12 protein-coding genes are annotated in these 12,371 nt (G+C 61.6%); 9 read left to right on the top strand and 3 right to left on the bottom strand.

Annotated elements, in window-relative coordinates; translation table 11 throughout:
• The first annotated feature begins 88 nt into the window (after positions 1–88).
• On the top strand, positions 89–718 hold the full coding sequence (locus tag NKH71_RS10540; RefSeq protein WP_023717607.1) for an invasion associated locus B family protein: 630 nt from the start codon (positions 89–91) through the stop codon (positions 716–718).
• Positions 719–849: 131 nt separating this feature from the next.
• Here the strand turns inward: NKH71_RS10540 and hspQ are convergent, their stop codons facing one another.
• Positions 850–1,173, bottom strand: a complete 324-nt coding sequence (gene hspQ / locus NKH71_RS10535) for a heat shock protein HspQ (RefSeq protein WP_352482577.1) — start codon at positions 1,171–1,173, stop codon at positions 850–852.
• 220 nt (positions 1,174–1,393) lie between these two features.
• The gene (locus NKH71_RS10530) at positions 1,394–2,605 is read right to left on the bottom strand and encodes a UbiH/UbiF family hydroxylase (RefSeq protein WP_352587501.1); all 1,212 of its coding nucleotides are present in this window, start codon (positions 2,603–2,605) and stop codon (positions 1,394–1,396) included.
• A 61-nt stretch (positions 2,606–2,666) separates the two neighbouring features.
• Between NKH71_RS10530 and NKH71_RS10525 the strand changes: the two genes are divergently transcribed.
• The 8 genes from NKH71_RS10525 to NKH71_RS10490 all read left to right on the top strand — a co-directional run bounded on the left by NKH71_RS10525 (position 2,667) and on the right by NKH71_RS10490 (position 10,930).
• A complete protein-coding gene (locus tag NKH71_RS10525; protein WP_352587504.1) occupies positions 2,667–3,605 on the top strand; it encodes a DUF2182 domain-containing protein in 939 nt (312 codons plus the stop codon).
• A gap of 13 nt (positions 3,606–3,618) precedes the next feature.
• Positions 3,619–4,233: a DUF1326 domain-containing protein gene (locus tag NKH71_RS10520; RefSeq protein ID WP_023717603.1), complete on the top strand. Its 615-nt coding sequence runs from the start codon at positions 3,619–3,621 to the stop codon at positions 4,231–4,233.
• The gene (pcsA, locus tag NKH71_RS10515; protein ID WP_352482573.1) at positions 4,230–5,045 is read left to right on the top strand and encodes a phosphatidylcholine synthase; all 816 of its coding nucleotides are present in this window, start codon (positions 4,230–4,232) and stop codon (positions 5,043–5,045) included. The genes NKH71_RS10520 and pcsA overlap by 4 nt, the downstream gene beginning before the upstream one ends.
• An 18-nt stretch (positions 5,046–5,063) precedes the next feature.
• Positions 5,064–6,041, top strand: coding sequence for a quinone oxidoreductase family protein (locus tag NKH71_RS10510; RefSeq protein WP_352790000.1), 978 nt, complete (start codon positions 5,064–5,066; stop codon positions 6,039–6,041).
• A 179-nt stretch (positions 6,042–6,220) separates the two neighbouring features.
• A complete protein-coding gene (locus NKH71_RS10505) occupies positions 6,221–7,786 on the top strand; it encodes an ABC transporter ATP-binding protein (protein ID WP_352482570.1) in 1,566 nt (521 codons plus the stop codon).
• Entirely contained in the window at positions 7,783–8,895 is a 1,113-nt protein-coding gene (locus tag NKH71_RS10500) for an ABC transporter permease (protein WP_352482568.1), read from the top strand. Before NKH71_RS10505 ends, NKH71_RS10500 begins: the two co-directional genes overlap by 4 nt.
• Entirely contained in the window at positions 8,895–9,815 is a 921-nt protein-coding gene (locus NKH71_RS10495; RefSeq protein ID WP_352789995.1) for an ABC transporter permease, read from the top strand. The genes NKH71_RS10500 and NKH71_RS10495 overlap by 1 nt, the downstream gene beginning before the upstream one ends.
• 47 nt (positions 9,816–9,862) lie before the next feature.
• A complete protein-coding gene (locus NKH71_RS10490) occupies positions 9,863–10,930 on the top strand; it encodes a BMP family ABC transporter substrate-binding protein (RefSeq protein WP_023717597.1) in 1,068 nt (355 codons plus the stop codon).
• A gap of 66 nt (positions 10,931–10,996) precedes the next feature.
• Here the strand turns inward: NKH71_RS10490 and rimO are convergent, their stop codons facing one another.
• Complete coding sequence (gene rimO, locus NKH71_RS10485; protein WP_352894854.1) at positions 10,997–12,310, bottom strand: 30S ribosomal protein S12 methylthiotransferase RimO; 1,314 nt, start codon at positions 12,308–12,310, stop codon at positions 10,997–10,999.
• Between the last annotated feature and the right edge of the window lie 61 nt (positions 12,311–12,371).

The raw sequence follows: 12,371 nt of genomic DNA, 5'->3' as shown, positions 1-12,371 counted from the left end.
CATTCTGTTGCCTCATTTCGGCAACAGGTAGCTGGACCACACGGCGCGAAAAAGCCGGTTCCGGGATCATTTGAGAGGAATGCACGACATGACCAGCCTGAACAGCAACGCGTACCGCCTGTCGGTCATGGCCGCTGGCGTGGTCGGCATTCTCGGCGCCGGGATTCCCGCTGCTTCCGCGCAGCAGCAACAGCAGATTCCGCAAGGCTGGTTCAAGGCCTGCACCAAGCAGGAAGACGTCGACATCTGCAATGTCCAGAACATCACCACCGCCGGCAACGGCCAGCTCATCACCGGCGTCAGCCTGATCGAATTGAAGGGCAAGGTGAACCGCAAGGTGTTCCAGGTGACGGTTCCGACCGGCCGGCTGGTTCCTCCCGGCATCGGCCTCCAGATCGACGGCGGCAAGGCGCAGAAGCTCGACTATGTGATCTGCTTCCCGGACCGCTGCGTGGCGGAAGTGCCGCTGACCGATCAGCTCGTCGCATCCTTCAAGAAGGGATCGGCGCTGACACTGACCTCGATCAATTTCCAGAACCAGCCGAATCCGATCAAGATTGCGCTGACCGGCTTCAGCGGCGCCTTCGACGGCCCGCCGCTGCAGCAGTCGGACATCGAGGACCGGCAGAAGAAGCTCCAGGAGTTCGTCGCCAAGAACAACCAGGATTTTGCCAAGAAGCTCAAGGAAGAGCAGGAAAAGGCGAAGGCCGCCAACTGATCGACTGCCGCCAACTGATCGACGGGTTTTCGAACAAACAAAAAGCGGGGTTCATGCCCCGCTTTTTTTGCTGAACCGGCTGATTGTCGGGTCCAGCCATGTCTCAAGCCGGCCAAGTCCTAGCTAAGTCATCAATGTCTCGATTGGTGCTTCGGTTCGTAGCGCCCGTCCGGCCTCTTCTCGAACATCTCACCTATCTGTGGATGCCGGACCGGTTCGCCCGACCGGTCCTCGAGCAAATTCTGCTCGGACACGTAGGCGATGTATTCCGTTTCCGAATTCTCGGCGAGCAGATGATAAAAGGGCTGGTCCTTGCGCGGCCGCACGTCAGCGGGGATCGCCTCGTACCATTCGTCGGTGTTGGCGAATTGCGGGTCGACATCGAAAATGACGCCGCGGAACGGAAACAGCCGGTGGCGAACCACCTGTCCGATCGAGAATTTGGCTGTCTTCATCGCACTCACCACTTGAACTTCTTGGACGCCACGCATCCTGGAACACGCAAGGAACGCTCCAAGACTTCAGACTCTAACGCATCGGTCCGGCAAAGATTGGTCCAGACCTTGCCGTCGACATGTTCGTTATTTGGCGCAGACTCTGCGTCAATTCAATCCCGAAGCGCGTGACGCCGGGTTGAGTTCGCAAGATGCGGAGCAAGGGCCGTACCCAAGATCGCTAGCTCTCAGCCGGTTTTCGCAATCCACCAAAAAATGCCGCAAAACCGCTGCCGGGTCGCAGACCCTCGCGCATAAAAAATGCCCGCAACGGCGCAAACCCTTCAAGCACGCCAAGACCAGCGCTGCGCGCCAACTGGGCCGGCAGCATGTCGGAAAGCAACGACATGTTGAGCAGGTTGACCGCGCTGCTGCGCGCCAGGATGTCCGGCCGCCGCTTGAAATCATAGGTCGCAAGCGCCTTGGCGGCGCCCGGGTCCGAGCGATTTCTGCTTGCGGTACCAATCAGGTCGTCGATGTCCCTGATGCCGAGATTAAGGCCTTGCGCGCCGATTGGGGGAAACACATGGGCGGCTTCGCCGACAAGCGCCACGCGGTGCTGCGCAAACCGCCACGGGCTCACCGCTGAAAGGGGGTAGACCTGTCGGCCGGGCTCAACCGACACGCGGCCCAGCATCGATTGCATCCGCTGTTCGACCCGCGTCGAAAGCTCGGCGTCGTCAAGTGCTGCAAGGTCCCTGGCGGTATCGGGCTCGAGCACCCAGACAAGGCTGGACCGGTTGCCGGGCAGGGGAACCTGTGTGAACGGACCGGTCTCGGTGTGGAATTCGGTCGAAGTAAAGGCATGGTCGCTGCGGTGACCGAAATTGAGCACCAGCGCCGCCTGCGGATAGGATCGGACCGATGTCCGGATGCCGGCTGCCTCGCGGGCCGGCGACTGACGGCCATCGGCGGCAACCGCCAACGACGCCTCAATCTCGCTGCCGTCGGCGAGAACGGCATGGGCATGGTCGGCATCGAGGCGCCATGCCTCCACCATCGACTTTCGCCACTCGATGCCCGCATGCGCGCCGACAGCCTCGGCTAGCGCGCGGTTGAGAACGCTGTTGGGCACGTTCAGTCCGAATTGCTCTTCGTCGATCTCGCTGGCGCGAAAGGTCACTGTCGGGCCGCGGATCAGCCGGCTTGTTGCATCGACGATGCGCATCACCTTGAGCGGCGCTGCGTGCGGCCTGATTCTATCCAGGATCCCGAGCCGTTCTAACATCTTCAGGGCAGGGTTCATCAAGGCTGTCGTCCGGGCATCGGGGCCGGCTGCCTCGGGTCCGACGAGCGTCACGGGAAAGCCGGTCTCGGCAAAGCCAAGCGCCGCGATCAGCCCTGCGGGGCCGCTGCCGGCAACGAGTATCCGTGCTGTTTCCCGATGATCCAAATTCGGCTTCCCGATTGCGAGGTGAGGCCTATCCGACCTGCCGGTCCATATAGGTCAGGTGATGTCGCTTGATCAACGCGGCGATTCGGCCCATTCGGTTGCCATGACCGGCCAACAAGACGATTTCAGCCACCTGGACGGTATCGGCCGTGCGATGGCGAGCGTTGCGCGCAGCCCTCGACTGACGGTGAGCGTTGTTGCTGGCATGGGCATCGCCCTTGCATGGCTCCTTCTCGGCGCAATTGCAGTTCGTGGTGCCGTAAGCCGGCTCCCGGGCACCGATGCACCCGGTGACACTATGCTGAGATATCTGCCGCAACTGCCGCTGCCGGATTTCCTTGCGCGTTTCTTCGCCCTTTGCCTTGCGCCGGCGCCGCTTCACGCAAGCCTAGGCGCGCAAGGCGGGGCACTCACCGCGATGTGGCTGTTGATGGCCATCGCGACCATGCTGCCCTCCGCGGCGCCGATGATCCGGACCTATTGCGAGATCGCAGATACCGCCAGGATCAAGAGGGAGCCGGTCGCCCATCCGTTGGTCCTCGTCGCTGGATATTTAAGCGTCTGGCTTGCCGCCTCGGCAATGTTCGCAGCCCTGACGCTAGCAGTCGATGCATTCGCGTCACCCGGGCAGATGCTCGATCCGGCGGTTGGAATTGCCGGAGCAGCCGCGCTGTCGATCGCTGGTCTCTATCAGTTCAGCTGGCTGAAGGAAGCCTGTCTGGAGAAGTGCAGAAATCCGTTCTCGGTCCTGTTCGCCAACTGGAGCGCCAGGCCCATTCGCATTTTCCGGCTCGGCATGGAGCAGGGCCTGTGGTGCCTTGGATGCTGCTGGGCGCTGATGCTGGTAATGTTTGCCGTCGGCGTGATGAACGTGTTCTGGATGGCGCTCATCGGCCTGTTTAGCCTGGTCGAAAAACAGGCGGCAGGCAATCTGCCGACGCGGCTGGCCGGCGCGATACTGCTTGTCTGGGCAGCCACGCTGCTAGTAGTCTCGACATGAGGGGGAGAATTCGATGACAGACCAAAACTGGGCAATGAAGGGAGAGCTCGTCCTCTCCTGCAATTGCACGGTTTTTTGCCCTTGCGTGCTGTCGCTCGGCAATCATCCGCCGACGGAAGGCTATTGCCAGACCTGGGCCGGATTCCGCATCGATGCCGGCCATTTCGGCGAGGTCGACCTGTCTGGTCTCAATCTTGGGCTGATCATGGAAATCCCCGGCTATATGAGCCGCGGCAACTGGACTGCCGGCCTGTTCATCGACAAGCGCGCCTCGGTCTACGCTGTGAAGGCACTGACGAAGATATTCACCGGCAAGGCCGGCGGAACCACATCGCTGCTCTCGATCCTGGTCGGACAGTTCCTCGGCGCCGAGCAGGTGCCGATCACCTACGAGACGCGTGAGAAAACGCGCATCTTTCAGATACCGAAGATCATCGATGGCGCGGTGACGCCGATCACCGGCAAGGATCGCGACAAGGATACGGTCATCACCAATTCGGAATACTGGATCGCGCCGGAGATCATCGTCGCCAAATCCGACAGGAGCAAAATGCGGGCCTTTGGCCGCAACTGGAACTTTGCCGGCCGCTCGGCCGAAATCTGCAAGCTGGACTGGCGGGGACCGTGAGCAAGAAGACGACGGCCAGGAAAATCGCCGACCGGATTCCGCGGCCGAAGAAGAAAGTCACATGGCCGCAGGCGCGGGCGTTCTCGGTCCATCTCTTGACCGCGTCGGGCTCATTCCTGGCGTTTCTGTCGCTGGTCGCAGCAAGCGAGCAGCGCTGGACGGCGATGTTCTGGTGGCTAGGGCTGGCGCTGTTCGTCGACGGCATCGACGGGCCGATCGCCAGGAAGCTCGACGTCAAGGAAATCCTACCGACATGGTCGGGCGAACTCCTCGACAACATCATCGACTACGTGACCTACGTGCTGATTCCGGCCTTCGCGCTCTATCAGCGCGGCTTCATGGGCGAGCGCCTGTCGTTCCTGTCGGCGGCGATCATCGTGGTGTCGAGCGCAATCTACTATGCCGATACCGGCATGAAGACGAAGGAGAATTTCTTCAAGGGCTTTCCAGTCGTCTGGAACATGGTGGTGTTCACGCTGTTCGTCATCGAACCCGGACAATCGGTTTCCTTCGCCGTGGTCGTGGTGGCCGGCATTCTCACCTTCGTGCCGATCCATTTCATCCATCCGGTGCGGGTGAAGCGGCTGCGGCCAGTCAATCTCGGCATGACGCTGCTTTGGTGTGCTTTCGGCGCGCTGGCGCTGGCGCAGGCCGCGCTTGCCTCCTTCTATGACCAGATCGGCGTGCTGGGCGAGCAGGTCAGCGATTTCATCAAGATCGGAATTACGGTCACCGGGCTTTACCTCGCTTGCATCGGCGCTATCATGCAGTTCTTTCCAAATCTCGGCGCCAAGCCGGACAAGAAAGCCTGATCCCAAGAGAGCCGGAAAATGTCCAAAGCGATCCGCATCCACGCCAATGGCGGTCCGGAGGTCCTGACCTATGAGGATACCGATCCCGGGCGGCCGGGCTCGGGGCAGATTCTGGTCAGGCACACCGCGATCGGTCTCAATTTCATCGACGTCTATTACCGCTCGGGCCTTTATCCGCCGCAGGGCGGATTTCCGCTGATCCCCGGCGGTGAGGCGGCCGGCGTGGTTTTGGAGGTCGGCACAGATGTCGACTGGCTGACGCCCGGGGATCGCGTCGCCTATGCGGTGACCACCGGCGCCTATGCCGGGCAGCGCGTGATCGCCGCCGACCGCGTGGTGAAGGTGCCTGACGGCATCAGCGACGAACAGGCTGCGGCTATGATGCTGAAGGGCATGACCGCCGAGTACCTGTTGCGCCGTACGTTCAAAGTGAAGGCGGGCGATACGATCCTGTTTCACGCGGCGGCCGGCGGTGTCGGGCTGATCCTCGGCCAATGGGCCAAGCATCTCGGCGCGACGGTGATCGGCACCGCAAGTTCGACCGACAAGATCGAGCTCGCCAAGGCGCACGGCTTCGACCACGTGATCAACTATCGCGAGCAGGATTTCGTCGCCGGTGTTGCCGCCATCACCGGTGGCAAGAAATGCGACGTTGTCTACGATTCGGTCGGCAACGATACGTTCCCGGCCTCGCTCGATTGCCTGCGGCCGCTCGGCATGTTCGTCAGCTTCGGTCAATCGTCTGGGCCGATCCCGCCCTTCAGCATCTCATTGCTGGCGCAGAAGGGCTCGTTGTTCGCAACGCGGCCGACGCTGTTCGTCTATAATGCCAAGCGCGAGGACCTCGAGGCTTCCGCCGGCGCCTTGTTCGATGTCGTGCTCAGCGGTGCCGTCAAGATCAAGATCAATCAGCGTTACGCGCTCAGCGATGCCGGCAAGGCGCATTCCGATCTCGAAGGGCGCAGGACGACCGGGACAACGATACTTATCCCCTGAGCGCCCGCAGTTTCGGCCCGCCGACGCCGCGGTTCTTGCGAACTGCGCTTTACCGCTTGAGTTTCCGCTGAAATTCTTGAAGCTCTTTCAAGTCGTGAGGCGCTTACCGTCGAGAGCAGGGCGCGCATACGATGTTTGCGGGAACACAGAACATATCTGGCAAACCAGATGGAGGCACTGTGAGTGCAGATCAAGACGGCGCAAACCTGCTGGAGGTTCGCGGCCTCACCAAGATATTCGGCACGCTGACGGCGTGCGACCATGTCGATCTCAACATCGCCAAGGGCGAGATCCACGCGTTGCTTGGCGAGAACGGCGCCGGCAAGTCGACGCTGGTGAAAATGCTGTTCGGATCGCTGGAACCGAATTCAGGTGAGATTTTCTGGAATGGCCAGGCGGTCAGGATCACCAGCCCCGGCGCCGCAAAAAAGCTCGGCATCGGCATGGTTTTCCAGCATTTTTCGCTGTTTGAAGCGCTGACGGCAGCGGAGAACATCGCGCTGTCGCTGGATGACGGCTCGCCGATCAGCACGATCGCGGCCAAGGCGAGGGCGCTCTCCTACAGTTATGGCCTGCCTCTCGATCCGCTATCGCTGGTCGGTGATCTGTCGGTCGGCGAGCGTCAGCGTATCGAAATCATCCGCTGCCTGCTGCAGACGCCGCAACTCATCATCCTGGACGAGCCGACTTCGGTGCTGACGCCGCAGGAAGCCGATAAGCTGTTCGAGACGCTCGAGCGGCTGCGTTCGGAAGGAAAATCCATCCTCTACATTTCGCACCGGCTGGAAGAGGTCAAACGCATTTGCGACCGCGCCACCGTGCTGCGTCACGGCAAGGTGGTCGGCCATTGCAATCCGCGCCAGGAAACCGCGTCTTCGTTGGCGCGGATGATGGTGGGCAACGAGGTTCAGGCTGTGGTGCGGGCGCCGGCCGAAGATATCGAGACCGCGCCGGTGCTGCTTCAAATCCGCGAACTCACCCGCAAGCCGGCGACCCCGTTCTCGATCCCGCTCAGGAACATCAATCTCGAGGTCCGCGCCGGCGAGGTGATCGGCATTGCCGGTGTGGCCGGCAACGGCCAGGGCGAATTCTTCGAATCCGTTTCCGGCGAGGTGCTGCAGCAGGATGCCGGCTCGGTCCGCATCCGTGGCAAGGATGCCGGAGGCCTCACCATCACCGGCAGGCGCCTGATGGGCGCTGCCTTCGTCCCGGAAGAGCGGCTCGGCCATGGCGCAGCACCGCGCATGAAGCTTTCGGAGAACCTGCTTCTGTCGCGCCACGCCACCGATGGCAAGATGTTTGTCGGCGCCGGTGGAACGGTCAAGAGCGATGCAATCTATTCCGCTGCCCAGCGCATCATAAAGGCGATGGACGTGCGCAAGAGCGCGCCGGATCCGGAGGCTGCGGCTCTTTCGGGCGGCAATCTGCAGAAATTCATCGTCGGCCGCGAACTCGACCGCCGGCCAAGCGTCCTGGTGGTCAATCAGCCGACCTGGGGGGTCGACGCGGGTGCGGCGGCCCGCATCCGCCAGGCGCTGATCGAGCTAGCGCGCAGCGGCTCGGCGGTGCTGGTGATCAGCCAGGACCTCGACGAGCTGTTCGAGATTTCCGATGCGATCACGGTCATGCACAATGGCGAACTGTCGAGGCCGCTGCCGATAGCTGAAGCGACATTCGAGAAGATCGGGCTGCTGATGGGCGGCTCAGAACCCGGGCATGCCGAACATACGTTGGAGACGGCTTGATGCGCCTCGAACTTGTAAAACGCCCGCAGCGCTCGATGCTGTTTTCGGCACTCTCGCCGTTCATCGCTTTCGTTTTGACGATCATTGCTGGTGCTATCATGTTCGCGCTGCTCGGCGTCAACCCGTTGACGGCGTTCCGCATCTACTTCATTGAACCGATCAGCCAAGTCTGGCAGTTGCATGAACTGGCGATCAAGGCCGCCCCCCTGATCCTGATCGCGATCGGGCTGTCGGTCTGCTACAAGGCAAACATCTGGAACATCGGCGCCGAAGGCCAGTTCATCCTGGGCGGCATTGTCGGCTCGATCATTCCCGTGCTGTTTCCGCAGTTCGAAGGCCCATTGGTGCTGCCGTTGATGCTTCTTTTTGGCATGATCGGTGGGGCCGCCTATGCCGCAATCCCGGCACTGCTGAAGACGCGCTTCAACACCAACGAGATCCTGACCAGCCTGATGCTGGTCTATGTCGCCCAGCTCTTCCTCGATTGGCTGGTGCGCGGGCCGTGGCGCGATCCGCAGGGTCATGGTTTCCCGCAGACCATCCAGTTCAACGACTCGGCTATCCTTCCGGAACTCCTCCCGGAATCCGGCAGGGCGAACTGGGGATTTGTCTTCGCGCTGATCGCGGCAGTGCTGATCTGGATTCTGATGAGCCGTATGCTGAAAGGCTTCGAGGTCCGCGTACTCGGCTCGAGCCCGAGGGCAGGGCGCTTCGCCGGTTTTGGCCTCAGCCGCATGGTTTTCTTTGCCTTTCTGCTATCGGGCGCACTGGCCGGGCTTGCCGGCATTTCGGAGGTCTCTGGCGCCATCGGGCAGTTGCAGCCTGTGATCTCGCCCGGCTACGGATTTACCGCCATCATCGTGGCATTCCTCGGCCGGCTCAATCCGCTGGGCATCGTTGCCGCCGGCCTTGTGCTGGCGCTGACCTATCTCGGCGGCGAGGCGGTGCAAAGCGCGCTCGGCATCTCCGACAAGGTGGCGCGCGTGTTCCAGGGGATGCTTTTGTTCTTCGTGCTCGGCTGCGACACGCTCATTCACTATCGCATCCGCCTGACCGGCCTTTCCGCGCCGAAACTCGAGGCAGCACCGAAGCTGGAGGAAGCCCGCTGATGGACATCACCGTCAACATCCTCTTGACCATCGCCACGGCGGCGACGCCGCTGCTGATAGCGGCGATCGGCGAACTGGTGGTCGAACGTTCCGGCGTGCTCAATCTCGGCGTCGAAGGCATGATGATCATGGGCGCGGTCGGCGGTTTCGGCGCCGGCTATCTGACCGGCTCGCCGTGGATAGGGCTGTTGGCGGCAATTGCCATGGGGGCAGTGTTCTCGCTTCTGTTCGCGGTCATGACCCTGTCGCTGGCCACCAATCAAGTGGCCACCGGCCTGTCGCTGACGCTGCTTGGCCTCGGTCTTTCCGGCATGATGGGGACGAATTTTGTCGGCCAGCCCGGCGAGAGGTTGCCTAACCTCGATATTCCCGGCCTGACCGCAATCCCCATCGTCGGCAGGCTGCTGTTCGGTCAGGATCCGATCTTCTACATCTCGATCGCGCTGACCGCCGCCGTCATGTGGTTCCTGTTCAAGACCCGCACCGGGCTCACTCTGCGTTCGATCGGCGACAGTCATGCATCCGCCCATGCGCTTGGCATCCACGTCATCCGCTACCGCTATTTTTCGGTGATTTTCGGCGGCGCTTGTGCAGGCCTTGCCGGCGGCCACCTGTCGCTGGTCTATACACCGCAATGGGTGGAGAACATGACCGCCGGCCGCGGGTGGATCGCGCTGGCTCTGGTCGTCTTCGCCTCCTGGCGGCCATGGCGGGTGTTAGCCGGCGCCTATATTTTCGGCGCGGTCTGGATCGGCCAGCTTCATGCACAGGCATTTGGCATTCCGGTCCCCTCGCAACTGCTTTCTTCGCTGCCCTATCTGGCAACCGTCGTGGTTCTCGTTCTAATCTCGCGTAACAAGCGTCTGACGATGATGAACACGCCGGCTTCCCTGGGCCAGCCCTTCGTTCCGGATCGTTGACAACAAAAAGACGGAAGCTCCAAGGCTTAACTCAGAGAGGTAACACAATGAAAAAACTGCTTATTGCCCTGATGGCGACGACGGCCGCATTGTCACTGGCGGCGTCAGCCGAGGCGGCGGACAAGTTGAAGGCCTGCTGGGTCTATACCGGCCCGATAGGCGATTTCGGTTACTCCTACCAGCACGACCAAGGCCGCCTCGAGGTGGAAAAGGCACTCGGCGACAAGGTCGAGACCGCCTATCTCGAGAACGTCTCCGAAGGCCCCGACGCCGATCGCGCCTTCGAACGCCTGGCACGCGAAGGTTGCAAGATCATTTTCGGCACGTCCTTCGGTTTCATGGACCCGGAAGTGAAGATCGCCAAGAAATTCCCCAAGGTGATGTTCGAGCACGCCACCGGCTACAAGACGGCCGAAAATCTCGGCATCTACAATGCGCGTTTCTATGAAGGCCGCTACGTGCTTGGCCAGATCGCCGCCAAGCAATCGAAGTCGGGCGTCGCCGGCTATATCGTTTCCTTCCCGATCCCGGAAGTGGTGATGGGCATAAATTCCTTCATGCTCGGCGCGCAGTCGATCAACCCGAACTTCAAGGCGAAGATCGTCTGGGTGAACTCCTGGTTCGATCCGGGCAAGGAAGCCGACGCAGCCAAGGCATTGTTCGACCAAGGCGCCGACATCATCGTCCAGCACACCGACTCGACCGCTGCTTTGCAGGTGGCGGAGGAGCGCAAGCTGCACGGCTTCGGCCAGTCCTCCGACATGATCAAGTTCGCGCCGCACGCGCAGCTGACCTCGCTGACCGACGAGTGGGGCCCGTACTACATCAGCCGGGTCCAGGCGGCGCTCGACGGCACCTGGAAGCCCGACAATGTCTGGCTCGGCATCAAGGACGGCGCCGTCAAGCTGGCGCCGTTCACCAATATGCCCGACGACGTCAAGGTGATGGCCGAGGCCACCACCAAGAAGATAGCCGACGGCTGGAATCCCTTCACCGGGCCGATCGTCAAGCAGGACGGCACACCATGGCTGAAGGACGGCGAGGTCGCTGACGACGGCACGCTGCTTGGGATGAATTTCTACGTGAAGGGCGTCGACGACAAGCTGCCACAGTAAGCAACCGGAAACACATCGAACGAAAGGGCGCCACGCGGCGCCCTTTTTGTTTTGGATTGAACGATATCAGACCGCCGAGCCGTAGAGGTCGTAAGCGTCGGCACGATCGATCTTGACCGTGACGATGTCGCCGGCGCGCAACGGCCGCCGCGACTGGATATGGACCGAACCGTCGATTTCGGGCGCATCGTATTTGGTCCGGCCCTTGGCCGAATTGCCATGTGCTTCGTCGATCAGGACCGGCAGGCGCTTGCCGATTTTCTTGGTGAGTTGCGTTGCCGAGATCTTCTGCTGGCGCTGCATGAAGCGGTGCCAGCGGGCTTCCTTGACCTCCTGAGGCACTTGCTCGAGGCCGAGCTCGTTGGCACGGGCGCCTCTGACCGGCTCGTATTTGAAGCAGCCGGCACGATCGATCCTGGCCTCGTCCAGCCAGTCGAGCAGCATCTCGAAATCGTCGTCCGTCTCGCCGGGGAAACCGACGATGAAGGTGGAGCGGATGGCGAGATCCGGACAAACCTCGCGCCAGCCGCGAATGCGCTCGAGCGTCTTTTCGCCATGGGCGGGCCGGCGCATGTTCTTCAGCACCTGCGGCGAGGCGTGCTGGAACGGGATGTCGAGATAGGGAAGGATAGTGCCTTCGGCCATCAGCGGGATGACGTCGGCGACATGCGGATAGGGATAGACATAGTGCATGCGCACCCAGACACCGAGCTTACCCAGCTCTTCCGACAGATCGAGGAATTTCGCCCGCACTTCGCGATCGCCGAACATGCTGGTCTGGTATTTGATGTCGATGCCGTAGGCGCTGGTGTCCTGCGAGATGACGAGGATCTCCTTGACCCCGGCCTTGGCCAGCTTCTCGGCTTCGCGCAACACGTCGGCGGCCGGCCGCGATACGAGATCGCCGCGCAGCGCCGGGATGATGCAGAAGGTGCAGCGGTTGTTGCAGCCTTCCGAAATCTTGAGATAGGCATAGTGGCGCGGCGTGAGCTTGACGCCCTGCGGCGGCAAAAGGTCGATATAGGGATCGTGGCTCGGGGGAGCGGCCTCATGCACTGCCGCCATCACGCTTTCATAAGCTTGCGGGCCGGTGATGGCGAGGACGTTGGGATGTCTTTCACGGATGACGTCCGGTTCGGCGCCGAGGCAGCCGGTGACGATGACCTTGCCATTCTCCGAAAGTGCCGAGCTGATGGCGTTGAGCGATTCGTCGCGGGCCGAATCGAGGAAGCCACAGGTGTTGACGACGACCAGGTCGGCGCCGTCGTGCTTGCGGGCGATCTCGTAGCCTTCGGCGCGCAGGCGCGTGATGATGCGTTCCGAATCCACAAGGGCTTTCGGGCATCCAAGACTGACGAAGCTGACACGAGGGGCGGACATCAAAGCTTTTCCGGATTTTCAGGATTGGCGGCGCAGTACCACAGTTGTTGCCGCATTGGTA

Origin of the sequence: Mesorhizobium sp. M0983, assembly GCF_040318975.1 — a bacterium.
Classification (GTDB): Bacteria; Pseudomonadota; Alphaproteobacteria; order Rhizobiales; family Rhizobiaceae; genus Mesorhizobium.
Note: the sequence above shows the minus strand (reverse complement) of the source record. Positions and strands in the feature narration are given on the sequence as shown.

Bases quoted from the DNA above. Each gene is read 5' to 3' on its own strand.
- hspQ (WP_352482577.1), bottom strand. From the start codon at position 1,173: ATGAAGACAGCCAAATTCTCGATCGGACAGGTGGTTCGCCACCGGCTG.
- NKH71_RS10540 (WP_023717607.1), top strand. From the start codon at position 89: ATGACCAGCCTGAACAGCAACGCGTACCGCCTGTCGGTCATGGCCGCT.
- NKH71_RS10490 (WP_023717597.1), top strand. From the start codon at position 9,863: ATGAAAAAACTGCTTATTGCCCTGATGGCGACGACGGCCGCATTGTCA.
- NKH71_RS10510 (WP_352790000.1), top strand. From the start codon at position 5,064: ATGTCCAAAGCGATCCGCATCCACGCCAATGGCGGTCCGGAGGTCCTG.
- NKH71_RS10520 (WP_023717603.1), top strand. From the start codon at position 3,619: ATGACAGACCAAAACTGGGCAATGAAGGGAGAGCTCGTCCTCTCCTGC.
- NKH71_RS10495 (WP_352789995.1), top strand. From the start codon at position 8,895: ATGGACATCACCGTCAACATCCTCTTGACCATCGCCACGGCGGCGACG.
- NKH71_RS10525 (WP_352587504.1), top strand. From the start codon at position 2,667: ATGTCGCTTGATCAACGCGGCGATTCGGCCCATTCGGTTGCCATGACC.
- rimO (WP_352894854.1), bottom strand. From the start codon at position 12,310: ATGTCCGCCCCTCGTGTCAGCTTCGTCAGTCTTGGATGCCCGAAAGCC.